General features: G+C 57.6%; 13 protein-coding genes and 3 pseudogenes. 5 read left to right on the forward strand and 11 right to left on the reverse strand.

Translation table 11 applies throughout. From position 1 onward, the window contains the following. Position 1: 1 nt before the first annotated feature. The 5 genes from GGQ85_RS17520 to GGQ85_RS17540 all read right to left on the reverse strand — a co-directional run bounded on the left by GGQ85_RS17520 (position 2) and on the right by GGQ85_RS17540 (position 5,512). Positions 2-817, reverse strand: coding sequence for a glucose 1-dehydrogenase (locus GGQ85_RS17520; RefSeq protein WP_309775612.1), 816 nt, complete (start codon positions 815-817; stop codon positions 2-4). Continuing rightward, a complete protein-coding gene (locus tag GGQ85_RS17525) occupies positions 814-1,827 on the reverse strand; it encodes a cation diffusion facilitator family transporter (protein ID WP_309775613.1) in 1,014 nt (337 codons plus the stop codon). The genes GGQ85_RS17520 and GGQ85_RS17525 overlap by 4 nt, the downstream gene beginning before the upstream one ends. Positions 1,828-1,835: 8 nt before the next feature. After that, positions 1,836-3,311, reverse strand: a complete 1,476-nt coding sequence (locus tag GGQ85_RS17530) for a DUF2254 family protein (RefSeq protein WP_309775614.1) — start codon at positions 3,309-3,311, stop codon at positions 1,836-1,838. 17 nt (positions 3,312-3,328) lie between these two features. Next, the gene (locus GGQ85_RS17535) at positions 3,329-3,775 is read right to left on the reverse strand and encodes an MgtC/SapB family protein (RefSeq protein ID WP_309775615.1); all 447 of its coding nucleotides are present in this window, start codon (positions 3,773-3,775) and stop codon (positions 3,329-3,331) included. 708 nt (positions 3,776-4,483) lie between these two features. Beyond that, the gene (locus tag GGQ85_RS17540) at positions 4,484-5,512 is read right to left on the reverse strand and encodes an AI-2E family transporter (protein ID WP_309775616.1); all 1,029 of its coding nucleotides are present in this window, start codon (positions 5,510-5,512) and stop codon (positions 4,484-4,486) included. A 217-nt stretch (positions 5,513-5,729) separates the two neighbouring features. Between GGQ85_RS17540 and GGQ85_RS17545 the strand changes: the two genes are divergently transcribed. Continuing rightward, entirely contained in the window at positions 5,730-6,521 is a 792-nt protein-coding gene (locus GGQ85_RS17545) for an ion transporter (RefSeq protein WP_309775617.1), read from the forward strand. A gap of 1,377 nt (positions 6,522-7,898) precedes the next feature. On the opposite strand, the gene GGQ85_RS17550 is transcribed toward GGQ85_RS17545, so the two are convergent. Continuing rightward, entirely contained in the window at positions 7,899-8,945 is a 1,047-nt protein-coding gene (locus tag GGQ85_RS17550; protein WP_309775618.1) for a sensor histidine kinase, read from the reverse strand. Continuing rightward, positions 8,942-10,381 carry a DUF7125 family protein gene (locus tag GGQ85_RS17555; RefSeq protein WP_309775620.1) on the reverse strand — a complete coding sequence of 480 codons (1,440 nt, stop codon included), beginning with the start codon at positions 10,379-10,381 and terminating at the stop codon, positions 8,942-8,944. Before GGQ85_RS17555 ends, GGQ85_RS17550 begins: the two co-directional genes overlap by 4 nt. 166 nt (positions 10,382-10,547) lie before the next feature. Between GGQ85_RS17555 and GGQ85_RS17560 the strand changes: the two are divergent. Together GGQ85_RS17560 and GGQ85_RS17565 are read left to right on the forward strand one after the other, a co-directional pair. Beyond that, positions 10,548-10,793: pseudogene (locus GGQ85_RS17560) on the forward strand (integrase catalytic domain-containing protein); the annotation flags it as partial. Positions 10,794-10,854: 61 nt separating this feature from the next. Then, a pseudogene (locus tag GGQ85_RS17565) lies at positions 10,855-11,457 on the forward strand (IS3 family transposase); the annotation flags it as partial. Between the two features lie 35 nt (positions 11,458-11,492). Here the strand turns inward: GGQ85_RS17565 and GGQ85_RS17570 are convergent. Beyond that, positions 11,493-11,762: a CHASE3 domain-containing protein gene (locus tag GGQ85_RS17570; protein ID WP_309775622.1), complete on the reverse strand. Its 270-nt coding sequence runs from the start codon at positions 11,760-11,762 to the stop codon at positions 11,493-11,495. 1,351 nt (positions 11,763-13,113) lie between these two features. Between GGQ85_RS17570 and GGQ85_RS17575 the strand changes: the two genes are divergently transcribed. Then, the gene (locus GGQ85_RS17575) at positions 13,114-13,287 is read left to right on the forward strand and encodes an integrase core domain-containing protein (RefSeq protein WP_309775627.1); all 174 of its coding nucleotides are present in this window, start codon (positions 13,114-13,116) and stop codon (positions 13,285-13,287) included. A gap of 314 nt (positions 13,288-13,601) precedes the next feature. Here the strand turns inward: GGQ85_RS17575 and GGQ85_RS17580 are convergent, their stop codons facing one another. Genes GGQ85_RS17580 through GGQ85_RS17590 form a run of 3 tightly spaced genes read right to left on the reverse strand, consistent with a single transcriptional unit; the run spans position 13,602 to position 16,187 of the window. Next, positions 13,602-14,231, reverse strand: coding sequence for a hypothetical protein (locus GGQ85_RS17580; RefSeq protein WP_309775623.1), 630 nt, complete (start codon positions 14,229-14,231; stop codon positions 13,602-13,604). 49 nt (positions 14,232-14,280) lie between these two features. Beyond that, the gene (locus GGQ85_RS17585; protein ID WP_309775624.1) at positions 14,281-15,507 is read right to left on the reverse strand and encodes an NAD(P)-binding protein; all 1,227 of its coding nucleotides are present in this window, start codon (positions 15,505-15,507) and stop codon (positions 14,281-14,283) included. A 50-nt stretch (positions 15,508-15,557) separates the two neighbouring features. Further along, positions 15,558-16,187: a hypothetical protein gene (locus tag GGQ85_RS17590; protein ID WP_309775625.1), complete on the reverse strand. Its 630-nt coding sequence runs from the start codon at positions 16,185-16,187 to the stop codon at positions 15,558-15,560. A gap of 423 nt (positions 16,188-16,610) precedes the next feature. Between GGQ85_RS17590 and GGQ85_RS17595 the strand changes: the two are divergent. After that, positions 16,611-17,647: pseudogene (locus tag GGQ85_RS17595) on the forward strand (IS110 family RNA-guided transposase). The last annotated feature ends 418 nt before the right edge of the window (positions 17,648-18,065 follow it).

Consider the following 18,065-nt stretch of genomic DNA (forward strand, 5'->3'; position numbering starts at 1 on the left):
CTTAGCCTTCGCCACGGAAGGCGGGATAGAGCGTCATACCGCCGTCGATGACGAGGGCTGTACCCGTGACATAGTCGGACGCGTCGGACGCAAGCCAGACGATGGCCCGGCCGATATCCTCTGGCTCGCCGATGCGCCCATAGGGAATGAGCTTCAGAAGTTCGGCCATTTTCTCGTCGTTCGCCCAAGCCTCGTGGTTGATCGGCGTTCGGATCGCACCGGGCGCCACCGAGTTCACCCGAATCTTCATCGGTGCCAGCTCTTGGGCGAGCGATCGCATAAGGAGAGAGACGCCCCCCTTCGAGGCCGCATAGTTTGTCTGAAAGGCCCAGGGAATGATCGCGTGTACCGAACTCACGAAGATGATCGTGCCGATGGCGCCGGAAGTCCGCTCGCTGTTTTTATGGTTCAGGAATGCGCGCACCGCTGCACGAGAGCATAAGAACTGCCCCGTAAGATTGACGTCGATCACCGCTTGCCAATCAGCAAGCGTCATGTCCTGAATTGGTGCGGGCCGCTCGATACCGGCATTGTTGATCAGGATGTCAAGCTTGCCGAACCGATTGAGCGTCTCGGCGAACATGGCTTCAACCTGATCTTCGCTGCTGATGTCCGCGGCGATCGCGATGGCGCACCCCCCGGCGTCTTCGATCTCTCGGACGACCGTTTCAGCTTGAGTGCAAGAGTCCTCTGATGTGAGATGGTTCACAACGACCGTTGCGCCCGCCGTCGCGAGCGCAATCGCGGTTGCCCGCCCGATTCCGGACGACGCGCCGGTGACTATAGCTACCTGTTGCCCAAGGGTTTTCGAATTCATTGCAGCCTTTGCTTCGTAGCGGTTTCCGATGGAGCTTCGGCGAGATTTTGGCTCCGGGCGTCCGCGGTTTGCGGGAGACGGGCGAGGGCCGCAGTGCGGTGTGCAAGAAGGCTCTGAGATTCGACAAATACCCGCGAGACTTCCGGGTGGGCCGTTCGGATGCGCCGCTCGATAGAGCTTACCGCGTTCTGGACGTCAATTGCGGAAAGCTGTTCGGAGAATTCGAGACTCAGCGTGATCAGCACCTCGCGTGGCCCGAAATGCATGGTCAGCATCTCGTTGATGCCCACCACGCCGGGTTCAAGGGCAGCGATCCGTCGGATTTCGGCGCGCTCTTCTGGAGCCATCGCTTCGCCGGTGAGCAGGCTCTGGGCTTCGTAGGCGAGAAAGGCAGCGGTAATGGCCAGGATCAAACCGATTATAATGGAAGCGACGCCGTCGAGAACCGGCAGATCGAGCGCCTGCGACAGGAAGACCCCGGCCATGGCGGCGGCGAGGCCGAGCATCGCCGCGCTGTCCTCCAGCAACACCGTGAATACCACCGGATCCTTGCTGCGCCGTATCGCCGAAACCCAGCCGAAATTTCCCTGCGATCGTCGGAACTCACGGAACGCCACGACCCAAACGCAACCCTCGAAAACTATCGCCAGCCCGAGAACGATGTAGCTCACATAGACGTTCTCGATTGGTTGTGGGTGCCGCACCTTTTCGATGCCGTGGTACAGTGACAAACCGGCTCCGATCCCGAAGATCAGCACAGCGACGACGAAGACCCAAAAATAGAGCTGGAGACCATGCCCGAACGGATGCTCCGCGTCGGCCGGCCTTGCCGCGCGCTTGAGGCCGTAAAGGAGGAGCGCTTGGTTGCCGGTGTCGACGGTCGAGTGAACGGCCTCGCTTAGCATGGCGGCGCTTCCGGTGAGCCAGGCAGCGCCGTACTTGCTGAGCGCGATCAGCGTGTTGCCCAAGAGCGCGGCGTAGATGACCGTTTTCGAAGCGCGTGCCGCCATCGGCTTCCTCAATCGCTCGGCAGCGACCGCTCGCCGCGGGCCTTAGTGCGGGTCGAGCGCGAGTTGAGCCGGCCGATGCTCAGTTCAAGTTGGTGTTGCGCGGCCTCGATTGCCCCGGCGCACTGCGACCGGCCGTCCAAGTTCAACGCGACTGTCAAAGCTATCAGGGACGTTTCAAGTTCACTCGTCAGGATGTGATCGCCGAGCCCCGATAGTGAGCGCAGCAGAAGATCGTCCGCCTGCCGCCGGAGAGGCGGTGGCAAGCGGTGAAACAGGATCGCAAAGGTCCGGTAGACCTCTGCGACGGTTTGATGCTGCATCGATTCTGAGGCGACCACCGCAAACGATTCAAACCCCCTCATCAACTGCCGAGCGAGGTTGTCGACGTAAACGACTGACGCCGTCGGATCGGCAGCGTCATCTTCGGGGCAGCCGAAGGACGGATCCGATTGCAGCCAGTGCGCCAAGAGGTCGCGCAGATGCCAGATCGCCAGAAGGCCAGGGCCGGGATTGGATTTGGCGGTCGAGATTGATGTCCAGCCGATCGTCACGAGCTGTTCGACGCCAAACGCCGCGTCAGCGTCTAGATCGCGCTGTTCCTCCAATGCAATAGCTTTCCGGATCTCCAACGCCAATGAGGATACGTCATGGTCCCGGGCCATCTTTATCTCGGCGATTGTGTCGCCGAAGGCGACATAGTCGCCAATCGAAACCAAGATAACGACTTCAATCTCAGTCTCGGTGACGGCCTTGGCGATGGCGGCCGCGTCGAGCCGCGTCAGAAATCCCCCGCGGTCGGCCGTGACGCCCACGCGGGCAATTCCCTGCAGACGGGGCGACCGTCGGGTGCTGCGGAGTAGACCGAGTTGGCATTCACGTGCACGAAGCGTGAGGTCGTGGATGGATTTGATGATAACGACCGGTCGCATTTGGTCGATCGTTGTGTAGATCAGAATGATCAGCATGTAGAGAGCGGCCAAGGTCATCGCGCCGGCGACCATCACACCATAGACCGGCTGATGGGAGGGGGTGATGCTGGACAGAACGATGAGCGAATAAAGCGCCACCCCGATAAAGAACCCAAAATAAAATTGGTTTGCCCGGCGCCGCAGAAATTGGTCGAAGACCAGACTAGTCAGCGACGCAGCCCCTTGCTGCACGGCGATCAATAACAGTGAAAGCGTAATCGATGTCACAGTGATGATGCTGCCTGCGATTACGCCGAGAAAATCGCGTGCTGTCTGAGCATCGCTGAACAGTCCACCCCACCTTGCGTTCGAGGTCTGTACGTCCTTGACGATTCGAGCCTCGTCAAGGATGTACATAGCTGCGGCAAGCATCAGGAACCCAACGATAACGAAGGTCGGCATCTTCAGGAATTCAACGAAGGCCCGCCGGACAGTTTCCAACCAGTGGACCAAGATTTCCGTCGTTTTTCTGAAGGCGCCGGTGCGATCCAGCCAGTGATCGGGAGCACTTGTCATGGGTTCATTTTTGAAACTCACTGGTGGTGCGACCCATCGCGCTCAGGATCGTGCTCGCTCTTCACCAACGGAAGCAATTTTAGCGTCAGGAACGTGAACGCGGCAATGGTAACCGCAACGTCAAAACTGCCAAGTCCGACGGCAGTCCCGATCGCTCCCGTGGCCCACAGGCTCGCCGCCGTTGCCGTGCCGTGAACGGAGCTGCCTTGCTTGAGGATCGCTCCGCCGCCAATGAAGCCGATCCCGGTAATAAGGCCCTCGACAATGCGCGCCGTTCCTTCCGGGGAGTTTGTGAGAAACGTTTCGGTCGCCTGGACAAATCCACAACTCGCGAGGGCAACGAGCGGAAAGGTACGAAGGCCGGCGCTGCGTGCTTCCTTCTCGCGATCCCAACCGATCGGTAACGCCAACGCATAGGCGCCGCCGAGGGCAAGAATGTGCGGAAGGATTTGGAACTTGTCCACTGTGCGCTTCTTCCATAAATGATCGCTGGCGCGAGTTTCTAAAACTTCGCAGGTCGGGATCCTGCGACGCTAAGTTCGTGTCGCGTTCCCGCTGCGTCTTCTATGATCCGGAGATTTCTCTTCATCACTACCAAACGCGGATGCCGTTCCTGCGGGAGGTCAACAGCCAACCGTCGAGAGGGTTCCCGTGAAGGGGATACAAGGCGAACCTTCGCGGCATGACGCCATTTATCTTTTCTGTATCGGCGAGTGGTTGAGGGCGATCGAAGCCGGCCTGACAATGTGGTGAAGCCTCATGATCACATCATCATGTCCCAGCGGCAGATGCTCCATACTTCTGCAACCCTCGAGCTGACGGAATTTTCACGGACACGCGGAAGGCGCCACACACTCGTTGCAACTCAGCTCCGCGGCCGAGGCACTACCGACCGGCCATGTATATGAAGTTTTGCTCGACGCCTTTCTCATCGTTGATCCAGCACTCGGATTAGCCACGAAATGGTCCGCAGCATACATTCGCGTCAAAAAGTCAGATGAAGCCGAGGCAGATTGCACAGGTCAGCCACGAGACTCGCGACTTAGTTTGCTCCGAGCGGTCCGGAAAGAGCCCCAGGACGGGAGCAATCAGACTATCTGCCAGATTCTGAAGGCTCGGTGGGATGCAGCGAATCGCATAAATGCCCCTGCCGTTGAGGGCGAGATATTCCTTTATGAACTGGGGGCAGTTTTCGGCTGCCCCGAAGTATCCTTGACGTAGAGTTCACGGACGAGCACCAGGCCAGCTGCCGCAAGGGGAGTGGCGAGCGCCAGCCCCGCTACGCCGGCAAGTACGCCTGCGACTATTTGCATGGCGAGGGTGAAGGCTGGCGGGAGTGACACTGTCCGTTGCTGAATGATGGGGGTAACAAAGTAGCTCTCCACCGTTTGGACAGCCAGGTAAAGTCCGATCACCCATCCAGCCTTTGTAAACCCATCGCTCAAAGCCAGGAGGATGGCGGGAGCAGCAGCGAGAATGGGCCCGAAGTTTGGAATGAACGCGAGAATCGCAGCCATAAGTGCGAGAGATAATGAAAGAGGGACATCGAGAACGAGGAGGCCAACATAGGTGAGAACGCCGACGAGTGTCATCGAGATCAGCTTTCCGATGAGCCACCAAAGGAGCGTCTCTCCGATCTGGTTAAGAAGTTCATTTGCGCGGGATCGGTTTTGTGGAGGAACAAGGTGGATCAGGCCACGCCGGTAGATGCCAGGTTCAACGGCGAGGTAGAGCGCCATGAAGAAAATGACAAAACCACTGCCAACCGCCCCAACGGTGCCCGATACTGCGCCGAAAAGGTTTCCGAGCAGCCCCCGCATTGTTCCTTTTCCGGCGTTGAAATAGCTTGAAACCTGATCGACCAGACCGTCGCCTACTAAGCCGCTTATGCTGGCTTGGAGGCCTTCCCAGGAACGGGGCACCTCTTTAAAGAGCTCCCGGGACTGCGAAGCGATTTCCGGTGCGAGGAGCCAGACTGCGGCCCCAATCACACCGAATATGACGATCAATGTAGCAGCCAAGGTCCAGCTGGAGCTGACGCCGGACTTTTTGGCGAGCCAATCCGCTGCCCTACGGAGCGGGATCGCGAATAGCACCCCCGCGAAGACAAGCAGTAATACCTGCAAAGTCATTGTGAGGACGATGAGGGCGAGTGCAACACCGGCGATCCAGCGCAGCGTCCTGGCAACGTCACAATCCATTACATTCCCCGCAAGGTAAGCGTTGGCGCCTGCAGCATTCAGGACGTTTCCGGTTATTCGACGACGTCAGTGGCAGCGCTCACTTAAAAATTTTCTTCATCTAATAACGCCGCACATGGTTCAACTCTGATCGGCGTCATATGACAGACGATTGGCTGTTAGGCACTCCGTTGAACGCGGGGAATGCGCGAGAGTGCCTAAACTTACGGGAGATGTAATGACTGGACAGATGACGACAGCTACGGTTCTCCAATCGGGTGAACCCGACCGCCTGAATGTACTTGAGCAATTGGATGTTTGGCTTCGGATTCCGATGATGGTGCTTAGCTTCCTTTGGCTAACAATCGTTGTCGTCGAACTCGTATGGGGCTCGTCGCGTTTGCTCGAGGTATTCGGTACCGCCATCTGGATCGTGTTCATCATCGAGTTCTTGGTGCGTTTTGCCCTTGCGCCTTACAAGCTCGCATTCCTAAAAGGAAATTGGGTGTCGGTCCTGGCCCTCCTAGCGCCGGCACTCCGTCTCATTCGCGTGTTTCGGATACTGCGTTTTGCCCGCGCCGCGCGCGGACTGAGACTGGTGCGAATCGTCGGCACGGCGAACCGTAGCATGAACGCGCTGAGGGCGAGCTTGGGACGCCGAGGCTTGGGATACGTGCTCATGCTCACTGCGTTTGTCGCAGTGCTTGGGGCTGGCGGCATGCTCGCCTTCGAACCGGCAGCGGAGGTGGAAGGCGGTTTTGCCAATTACGGAGATGCCCTGTGGTGGACAGGCATGTTGCTCACCTCTCTTGGCTCGGAGTTCTGGCCCAAAACGGCGGAAGGCCGCCTCTTATGCTTTCTCCTCTCGCTCTACGGTTTCGCGGTGTTCGGCTACATCACCGCAAGCTTTGCTTCATTCTTCGTTGGACGCGACGCTGTCGCGCCGGAGGCGGAAGTGGCCGGTGCGCAAGACATTGCCGCGTTACGAGGCGAAATCGCGCTGCTTCGTCGTGAATTGAGTGATCATTAACTGCTTCTTGACTGGTTCTGCGGAATTCGAATTAAGATTCCCAACACCCAGTCAAGCCAGCCACCGCCCTGGAAGTACATCCGGCCGGGGCAGGACGGTCCATTGTGAGTGACACATGATGGGCGATTGCGGACGACAGCCGCGAGAGTACGCAAGATGGTCCAGCCGCTGCGACTTTGATCTTAAAATAATGGCTCAGCCAACTCATAGCCCAGACAATGGCCGCGGAGAAAGCGCGCGCGCGCCTCCCATCGCCGCAGCATTAGTGTTGGCAGGATCGGCGTGCGGCGGGGGTTTTCTATTTCGTTGTCTCGGGTGGCAGCACCATTTCCGCGATTGTCCGGAGCCCCGGGCGCGGCCCCCCATGCCCGGCGGGTTTTGTGGCGGCCCCCCTCCATGCTGGGCGATGCGACTTTCGGGAGGGGGTGGCCGGGCGAATACAAGCTTTCATCTATTCCCAACGACAAGGTCCATTTGAATGATGAGGAGGCATATGAGGTCCGCTCCATGAAGGACCTTCTGAACAGGCTCCAAAGCTGAGAGACGATGCTGAGGATTGCGTCCTCATTACAGGCTCGCCACCGACCCGCACCAGCGCCAGGCATTCGCCAAGCTCGCCGAAGACTCAGAGCGATGAACCTAACGCTGGAGACGAGCATCAAAGAAGCAAGGGACGATACCTCTGCCCAAAGCTGAAACGCATTGCTTATTCGATGACAATGAACGTCGACGTGATCAGGCGTCTGTTTAGAGCAATGAATAGCCAGGTCGAATCTGCCATCCCTGCCCGGCATCTTCCCCGGCTTACTCTGCCCCGAGCGTGCGCAACGCGGCCGTTGAGCGCGAGATCGTCCGGTCGCGCTGGAGCTTGCGACCGTCGCCGGTTGATTAGGAAGCCGCCTCACTGACATTAGCCCGGCCGTCTTCCCCCCGGGTGTTATGGGGGGCTGCGCCCACTTGACCTGGCGCATGCCTCTTCAGCGTTTCGAGCTCTTAAACTGCACGAACAGGTCCAGACTTTTGGCGAGTAGCGGCAAGGGGAGTGGCTTGCCCACAGTTCCCTAGCGATATCGTGTCGAATTGACCAGAAGTCTGCTCCCGACCGGTCACGAAAATCGATGGATCCCTCGCACAAGAAGCCATCCCGCCGCCGCAGGACCAGTAGGACCGTCACTGACGTCGATGTCCATCAAAGCGCAATCCAACTCGAGCTCATCGGCGGAGCTTTTAGCTCGGAAAACTACCTAACGAACCTGCAAAGATATAGCCGAGATCCTCGATCATGTGTTCCACATGAAGGACGATGAGCGGATTGTCTTCGAGATAAAATATGCGAAGGGGAGAAGGAGTGTCTGACAAAATTGCAACGCTAGGACATCACTGCTTTGGGCAAAGACGAGAAACCAGTCCGTGTATGCTACATCGCAGGCCATGAGGAGCGAAGATGAGTTTGGGACTTTCTCCGAACAGACCATTTAAAGCGGAACGGATGTACCGAGTTCCATATCCCACCCGGGATGGCTCAACGACGGGTGGCCCTCCGATTTCAATCCAAGATATCATCAGAAGGGGATCCGCGTCAGACGAAAGCTCCCATTTCAAGAGCACGTGCCCGTTCGGTTGGGACAACGCACCATATTTTATCGCGTTTGTCGCCAGTTCATGAAGACAAAGAGCCAAGGTCGTGGCCGCATTCCGCGAAACAAGCACTTCAGGACCGTCAATATGGATGCCGCTCGCATTATCAGATCGGTAGGGCGCGAGCGTTGAATTGACGGCAGCTCCTAACGACACCTCTTCTCCTCCAGCTAAAAAAACCGTCGAATGAACATTAGATAGCGCAGTCAGCCGGCCTCTAAAATCGTTCGAAAGATCTTCGATCGTGGCTGTTCCTCGCCGCGTCATTTCAAAAATCGATATCACGCTGGCGAGAATGTTCTTTACCCGGTGATTGAGTTCAAGTCGAAGTTCCCTTTCCCGTTCAAGATAATCGCGAAGTTCGCGCTGGCGAAACCTGGTCAGGAGCGCAGCCTGGACGCCGCTTATCAGCGCGAGGGCCGCCACCGGTCGTTGGTAGAACGTTTGCCGGGACCGCGGCCAAGCTACACTGAGAGCCGCCTGGATACGTGCTGAGGATGCTGCTCGATCCACTAAGACGATGATGGGAGTTTCGGACCAGTTCGGCTGATCCCTTAAGAACTTCGCGATGGTTGCGATAACATCGGCGTTTAACGCTTCGTGCGTCACGACGATCGCACCGGGCGATTCAGCAAGCATCTCCGCCAAACCGGCGCCGGTCGCCGCCTGCCCACGAATATCGTGCTCTTCGAGCAGTGAGACCGTGTATGAAGCGTCCTTTCGATAAGGTGCGAAGATAAGTACCCAATCGAGGCTCGCGAGTTCTTTTGGATCGGAGCCGTTCACGTCTCAGGTAACGGATTATAAGCCACGACGGAAACGCCTGAGGACGCAATGATGAGTTCGCGAACGTCCAGATCGTGGGGGCCGTGGCGTTTCTTAACAACCGTGATATTGCGCCTTAGCCTGCCCTCGTGCTCCGCTATGCGTAGTAATAGCACCGTATCGCCCAAGAAGCTGACATCAACATCGATCCCAACATTTTGTCCCAGCAGACCATGCTGAGCGACAATTAGTATTGTCAGTACGTCCGACCGAGCGAGGTGCTTCAGAAGAGACTGAATATCCAGTACGGCCTTTTCGCGATGGGGCAGTGAATTCAAATAGCCCGTGAAGCTGTCGATCACCACCACGCGCGTTTTGTTGCGGGTGACGGCGTTCTGGACTATCTGCCCAAACTCACCTGGCGAGATCTCATTGGGGCTGAAATCATAGATAACAAGTTGACCGTCCTTATAAAACTGCCGAAGGTCCATCCCGAGACCCTCCGATCGCCGAAAGAAGGTCTCCAATCGCTCCTCAAACAGAAATAGTGCTACGCCTTCACCGCGTTGCAATGCTGCGGTGGCGTAAAGCGATGACATCGTCGACTTACCGGTTCCGGACTGGCCGATCACCAACGTGATGGTCCCGGACTCCTGTCCCCCGCCAAACATTTCGTCGAGCGCTGCAACGCCGGACTTGATGAGCCGCGGCTTCACAGGGAGGGCGTCCGAGCCCGGCACGATCCTAGGGAAAACTACTACGCCTGCGCCCTCGCGGATGGCCATGTCGTGATAGCCATCAGCGATGGCCACCCCGCGCATTTTACTGACTTCGATGCGCCGCCTGATGGCGCCATAATCTTCGAGCGATTTATGAAGGCGGATAACGCCATGGGCGATTCCTTCGATCTCCTGGCCATCGTGCTGCCAAACCTGGTTTTGCGTATCAAGTAATAGCGCTACTATTTTGCGCTGGGACAGAAAAGCCTTGAAGCCGATGAGCTCGCGTCGGAAACGCGGCGTATCGCCGGTAATCAATCTGATTTCGAGGAGCGAGTCATAGACTAATCTTTGCGGCTTATATTCTTCAATCGCGCTCTCGATTACTTTTCTCGTTTCATCCAGCCGAAGTTCGGCAGTTTGGAAAATCGTTTGATCGGCTGTACCGTTGACTGCTTCGGATGCAGCCAGCTCCTCGATGCGAATCCCGTCGAGAGTCCACCCATGGGATAGCGAGATGGCTTCCAACTCAGCCGCGGTCTGCGAAAGAGTGACATAGATGCAACGCTCGCCTGCCTCTACCCCCGCCCGCAGGAATTGAAGTGCCGCCGTAGTCTTGCCCGAACCAGGATCACCTTGCAAAATGTAGAGGTTCGAAGCCGGCAAGCCGCCTCGGAGGATCTCATCTAGTCCTGCAACGCCGGAACTCACCGTGCTCTGCTTTTTCCCCTCTGCCATTTCGGTCCTTGCATTGGTCTAGGATTTGTAGGCCCTCTACACCAGATCATGGAAGCAAACCAGAAGACATCGGCGCAAGATCGCCAATTTTTGGCGGGCAGTCTCCCGACGCGCGTGGCCGGGAAGTGAGTGTAGGCTGATGGAACAATGAGGAATAACGCCGAAAACGGGCCGGAAGCTGCGCGTGTTGACGGTCGTCGACACGTTCTCTCGCTTCTCGCCGGTGCTAGAACCGCGGTTCAGCTTCCGCGGCGCCGATGTTGTGGAGGTGCTGGAAGAAGTCTGCCGGCAAGTGGGATTCCCGGCGACCATCCGGGTCGATCAAGGCACCGAGTTCGTGTCACGCGATCTGGATCTTTGGGCCTATCAACGAGGCGTCACGCTGGACTTCTCGAGACCAGGTAAACCAACCTGGTGAGGCCCGCCGTCCGACGTGAGGTCGTATTCCATCTGCAGAAGGTCTACGATATTGCAAACGCACTTACCGGCTGTATCGCGAAGAAGGCCTGTCGATCAGGACAAAAACGCCGAAGCGCAAACGGGCCTGGCGCTATCGTTCCGATCGGCCAAAGATCGCCGCCGTGAACCACTGCTGGGCGATGGACTTCATGTCAGATGCGTTATTCAACGGCCGCCCGTTCCGGCTTTTGACCGTTGTCGATTGCCACACCCGAGAATCACTTGCGATCGTGCCGAGAACGAACTTCAGAGCCTTCCAGGTCGTCGAGGTTCTTGAGCGGCTGGCAAGGGAGCGCGGCAAACCAAAGACCATTCGCTGCGACAACGGCCCCGAATTCGCCGGCAAGATGCTCGACCAGTGGGCCTATCACAATGGCGTCGAGATCGACTTCTCGAGACCCGGAAAGCCAACGGACAATGCGTTTTGCGAGGCCTTCAACGGTCGCGTCCGGGCGGAGTGCCTGAATGCCTCATGGTTCCTGTCGATGGCCGACGCTATCGAACGGATCGAGGAATGGAGGTGCCACTACAACAATGATCGGCCCCACACCTCGCTCGGCAACTTGACGCCGAACGAGTTCGCACGACAAACTCAAACAGCCCGAGAAATTGCCTGACATCTGGACCACAAAACGGGGCAGCTCCAAGCCCATCATGCATTAAGACTGAAACCGGACCACCTCATAGGGGCAGACCATCCCGTCTCCGCATCTTGCACACTCGAGAGCAACTCATCCAGTGCAATGATCGCCCTATGTGACTGGGCGATATTCTCGTTGCCAACCCTGATCGCCTCGAAATTGAAGTACGCAACTGCTCCGCTGATGACAAAGAAGATGACCGCAACAGCGAAGCTTATCGCAACCACAGGGTCGAGCCTCAACCCTGTCACGGATGAATCGGGCGAGGACGGTTTCTTCATGCGTTTTTCTCAACATGGCTGGCCGGAACCAGGGATTTCTATCCTGTACAGGACCAACTCAGTGAGCAAAAAAGGCCTAACCGAGAGAGACGTTGGTCGGCCCACCGATTAATCGTTTTCTGGACACGCTCTATAGTTTCGGCCGCGTCTTTTCCGGACTGTCCGTCGTCAGATGATTTGAGACTGAAGGCTTTTCGCGAAGGGAGGCTGTGTTTCATCAGGGTTAGAGTTTAAGCGGCCTGCAAGCGAGCGACATAACGAGGGTTACTACAAGCCGACCTCTTTAGAGAACGAGACCACCGAACAAAGGCCAACGTTGGGGCAGTCGCTTCCCAATATAAAAACCCCGCCGGAGCGGGATCTCTTGATTGTACGAAGTGTGTCAGTTCCTGATAACTGTATCGTTTACTGCAGCAGGGGGAGCGCCCCCATCTGCCCAGTACAAGGCTGACGCCAGCTCGATGACGCCAAGCAATGTTGCGCTGATCAGAATTGCTCCCAAAACAATTCTAATTCTTGTCTCGCCTTTCGCCGGACGGTTCCGAGACTCTGCTGTAGTTGCATCTGCCATGATTTTTCTCTCGCAGTGGGTTGCTCTGCCGAGATATCTAGTAACTGTCGCTGCGTTTACTAGCGCCAGTCTCGGGCACCCCAGCGCGACAGTCGCGACAGTAATCTAGTTGACTCAATACCGGCGATTTTTAAACGGATAAAAGGTGGCCGTAAGCAGGGCACCTCAGGCGTGCAGAAAATCTAGGTGGCATTCGCAGTCGGCTTACCCGCCCTCCGTCACATACCTCAACGCCGGTCTCTCCGAAACGGACCTTAGCAGCTTCAGCGGCTGCCCACCTTATGGGACGATAATCATCGAGCACCGTCTCACAATCAAACAGCGATCCAGCACTGCCCCGGTCTAGCACAGCCGCAATGCTCGTGAGGTGTGCATCAAAGACTCGTGACCGCCACAGCGCATCCTATTGCCCGTCGGAAGCGTCATTAGAATGTCCTTGATCATCGCCGCTCACCACTTGCCGGTGAGCAATGTCCATTCCGGCCAAGCCGGAGGACACGGGCCTTGAAAGCACGTGGCACGCTTACAGCCAGGTGCTTGGGATGAAATGGGTAAAGCCTTCAGATCAAACCAACCGCGAAGGAACACCAGGAGCTGACCTAGCGTTCCCACCAATCCGCTGAGAACAATCTGAAAAAGGTCACCGCGCATCCGACGGCCGAATGGATCGCCAACCAACTGACGGAGGCATGTGGCTGGGAGCAAATCCCTCGTTACCTGATCCTGGATCGCGATGGCGTCTACGGCGAAATATTCGTCCGCCGCGTTCGATCCATCGGCATTCGCGATCGTCCGACGTCCGCTCGCTCACCCTGGCAGGAGGCGTATGCAGAACGGCTGATCGGATCGATCCGCAGGGAATGCGTTGATCATATCGTGGTATTCGGCGAACGCCATCTGCGCCACGTGCTGCGCTCGTACATGAGCTGCTACAACGGCACGCGCACTCACTGATCATTGAACAAGGACGCGCCGATGTCACGCGCCGCCGAGACAGCTGGACGCATTATCTGGCATCCGATCCTGGGCGGACTGCATCATCAATATACCCGGATTTGATTTGCGATAAGGACAGCTGAATTATCAGAGTTGTTTTTCCTTGGATCGGATCATCTCTCATCTTGGTTTGCCGCATTTTTCAGTGGCGAACCGGATCCACTTTGCCGATAAATGCTCTGACGCATCCAGAGGACTAAACGATGCGCCAGTTGAGGGATTGGGCATTGGCTAGATTCCAAGAGATGATGCCACTTTCCACGTCCGGTGCATTAGGCCCACCCCTCAAGACGCCACCCACGAGCCACAAAAAGTGGGACGAATGGCAAGGGAATAAACAGCCGGTCCTCGGGGTTTGGAATTCGGAAATAACTTTGGGGCCGGAGGATCACGTTGTCGCTGCGACTCAGATCGATAATGGCTCGGTTGGGTTGCTCGCGGCGACCCAGATACCGCACCTCGAAAGCCTCGAAGCGAAGCGGGTTAGCCGGAACAAACACACCATCTCCGTTGACGCGTGCTTTGCGGGCGAAGTCGCGCGCTTGCTTGAACGCTGGGGTCGATTCGGCCAGCTTGTTCGCTTCTCCCGGAGAGATCACCGCGTCGAGAAGCGATCTGGCCTTGCGGAACGGATCGACGTTCGGCCAGATGAAGTACGGCAGGGCCGCGCCGCTCTCGAGCATTCGCGCATTGTAGGTCAAAGGCCTCGGGCCCGGATCGGTGGGCGCAGGCTGGTTTCGGTTGATGAACGCAAGGAAGCGGCCAAACGAATCGAAGACCTCAAACTCGAATGACACGAAGTAGGCGAATGTATTCGTGTCTTGCCCAAGGGCCGCCATGTCCGACTGTACCAACGCGGTTAGCGCCTGTTCGGCGTTGCCAGCGTGGAGACGATGGTTCACGCCCGCTCCAGGACCAATCCGGCCGCGCAGGTGCGTGACGAGGGGCTCCTCAAGTTCGAAAGGGCCGAACTGGGGTTGAAACGGATCGGTGGAGGTAGGCCTCCCACTGAGGCGAGCCCAGGTCAATCTGACCGCCCGATCCAGGAACTTCAAACGCCTTTTCGGGTGAGTCGATCCCCAGGAAGCGCACCGAGCCGCTCCCTTGAACGTGAACTCCAATTGTGTCGCCATCCGGGATGGACTGGGGGACCGATTGCGGTTGGCCATGCGGACCTCCCAGGCGCGACATCAGGAGGATCTTCGGCGTCTCTATGGGATTCGCGGCAAGAATGACGCGGTCTCCCAAGACCGTTTCCGAACTCTCCTTCGGCCTCTCGCTCCGCCAGTTCTTGTACGTCACTTCCCATCGGCCGTCGTCGCCGCGTTGAGCCACCCTGACCACAACCGCAGCCGTCCTGATCTCGGCACCTTTCAGAACGGCTTGCCGGAGGTGGATGGTGGCATCGTATTTCGCATGCGTCGGGCAGAGCGGAATGCAGTTGTGATTGCCTTCACAAGCAGGCCGGCCCTGATAGGGGCGAGTGTTCCGCGCCTGCGCCATGGTGAACACTCGCACAGGCAGGCTCTCTCCATCGAGATCCACGCTCAGTTCACCCATCCTTGAGACAAGGATCTTGTCCGAGTAGCTCTTCGGCTGCCCGGGCATCGGGTAAGGAACGCCGTCGCGGGGGGTGAGTTGCTCCCATTCCTCGGCATTGCCGGCAACGCCCAATTCCTCCTCCGCCCTCAGGTACCAGGGCATCAGCTCTTCGTAACTGACAGGCCAATCGGCAACATCCGCGCCGTCGGGATAACTGCCGTCCGGGAAGTAGATCGAGGCCAATCTCAGGTCATTCGGCATCATGCGTGGGGTGTTGCCCCGCCATGCCCACGTGCTTCCCCCAAGCAGGCGCTGGTAGTAGGCCTTGAACGTGCGCAACGAGGTCGCGTCATCGTTCGGATTGGCCGGATCCACCGCGGGCTGATCGAAATACTTCGTGTCATTGGTGCTGGGACTTGGGTAAAATTTGCGACCGACATCGTCGAGATAGGGCGTATTCCAGGACTTCGGTGTCTTGGGATCCCACACCCGGCGGTATTGCTCGCGTTGCGCGCTGCCTATGCCGTTTGATCCGGCCTCAAGGATCAGAACCTTCTTGCCGGCTGCCGCAAGGCGATCCGCGCAGATCGCGCCTGCAACGCCTGAACCCACGATAATGACATCATACTCAGACATGGCATGTTCCCTCGTTTGGGAGTGGCGACTGAGTGGCGGGGATGATCGGTTCACTTGAAGAAGCTGGCAGGCTGTTCGCTCCAGTAGCCGTGCGGCAGGTTCGAATATCCCGAGACAGGCGCTCCGATGAGCGGAAAGATGACCGCTAGCTGGTACTGTCCAAGGCCTCCGCCGAGTTGCGATCGGCTCGTCCCCTTTTCCTTGTCCAGGGCAGCTTGTGGATCATCAATGGTGGAAAGGAACCAGATCTTGGCGATCTGCCTGGCCGCCAGCCGGAGGGCAAGCGCAGCGTCCCCGGTCTTGCCGAGTTCGGCAGCAAGCTTGCTTGCCGCATCGGGCTGACTGGGATCAAGGCGTACCCACAGTTGCAGGAGGCGAACGAGCTCCGTCGGATAGGCGGCGCGCACACGATCGTAGAAAATTTCATAGAGCGGCTGCTTCTCGCCCGTGGGCAGTGTCTGCTCGATCCGGGCCGGGAGATCATTCTCCAACACCCCTGTGATTGCGACCGAGATTGACAGAAATGCTCGCAGGCTCACCTCGCGACCAACGGGCTTGGTGCTCCCGGCCGTTTCGCCGATCCTTGTGGGGATTTCCACGTCGGGCGCAGGAGCCTCGTTCCAATATGTCGTTCCCGACGGGCGAGCTTGTGCGGTGCCGAGCGGCTGATCGTCTGCCATATGGGTTCCCCTTAGGGTCAACGCCAAAACAAACGCTCGGACGTCGGACGCAAGACGGTCCGACATCATGTCCTATCAACTATCCAGCCGCGAATGATTTGGCCGGCAATAGTAGTGACTTAACAGTGCTACTTATATCACGTTCGCACAGATCTGAACACCCTCTTTTCGATTGACTAACTCATTCTGGGGAGCTTCCAAGTAGCCGCTTTATTGATTGTTCTTGGCGGCGACCTGTGTGTTCCGAAAACCGTCTCTTGCAGCATCGGCTGTAGGCCGCTTAAACTCCAGCCCGGATGAGCCAGATGGGGTATTCGGCTTGAGCCTCATCTTCGACGGTGAGCATGGAGGTGCTGCGCTTCGAGCTGATGATAAACGTGGTCTGTGCGAAGCAGCCACAAGCATCGGGGAAGGAAGCGCAGCATGAAACATTATGCCGGACTTGATCTTTCGATAAAAGATACATCGGTGTGCATCGTCGACGAAGCTGGGAAGCTCTGCCACGAGCTGAAGGTTCCTACCCATCCTGAAGATCTTGTGCGGGCATTGAAGGATCCCGCCTGGCAGATCGTTCGGATCGGGCTTGAAGCTGGGCCATTGTCCCAATGGGTGTTCGAAGGCCTCGCCATGGCGGATTTACCGGCGATCTGCATCGAGACCCGGCACACCAAGGCATTCCTCAAGGCGCAGGTCAACAAAAGCGATCGTAATGATGCTCGCGGCATTGCGCAGATGATGCGGGTTAACCTGTTCCGGCCGGTGCACGTCAAGACGCCGACCAGTCAGAAGCGACGTGCCCTGCTGACCGCTCGCAAGCTACTTCAGGAGAAGGCGATTGCAATTGAGAACGATATCCGTGGCCTGCTGCGCAATTTCGGGCTCAAAGTCGGCGTCGTCGGAACGGTCAAATTCAGGGATAGGATTCACGATCTCCTCGAAGGCATGTCTGATCTGGCCGAGCTCATCGAACCGTTACTGGAGGCCCGCGACAAGTTGCGCGAAGAACATAATCGGCTACATCGGAAGGTTCTGGCGTTGACCCGGCATGATGCCGTTTGCAGCCGCTTGATGACAATACCGGCGTCGGGCCCGTGGTAGCGCTTGCCTTCATCAGCACCATCGACGTGCCGTCACGCTTCCGCAACTCCAAAGCCGTCGGCCCGGCGCTGGGTCTGACACCGGCGCTCCATCAGTCAGGTGAAAGCACGCGGGTGGGCCGCATCTCGCTCTGCGGCGATGGGATGATGCGCACGCTGCTCTACGAAGCGGCCCAGGTGATGCTAACCCGCGTCAAGAAATGGTCCTGGCTGAAAGCGTGGGCAATGAACGTTGCCAAACGGCGCGGCCAGCAGAAAGCTATCGTCGCTTTGGCGCGCCGCCTTGCTGTCGTCATGCACCGGATATGGATCGACGACACCAAGTTCCATTGGACAAGGGAGGTCGCCCAAACAGCCATCTGAATCAGTCAGTCAGTAAAAGTACGGTTCCGCTCACCGGCGGACGATGTCCCTCGCGGGACGGTGAGTGAAGTGAGTTCGTGGAGGCTCTTGTACCGGCGGCATTGCTGTCAGGACGCGAGTCAGATTGTGCCGCTTCATTCTTTCTGATCCCATACTGGGAGGGCTAACAAGCCAATCCCGAAGAGAAGCGAGGCCCGCGAGAGAGATCAATCGGTGAGACGGAAGGCTCGAAGGCACTTGACCTCAACACGCCGAAAAGAGAAGAGCCTCTCTTCACGAAAAGCCTGATCAGTCTCAAATTACCTGACGACGGACAACCCACGCCCGCTGAGCGCATGCCTGCTGCGGCAATGCTGCGGCTTGAGCTTGAATTGCGAGTGTGTAACGTCCCCCTCGCGATGCGGAGGAAAGGGCCTAG

The sequence above is a fragment of the Nitrobacter vulgaris genome (assembly GCF_031453995.1).
Lineage (GTDB): Bacteria > Pseudomonadota > Alphaproteobacteria > Rhizobiales > Xanthobacteraceae > Nitrobacter > Nitrobacter vulgaris.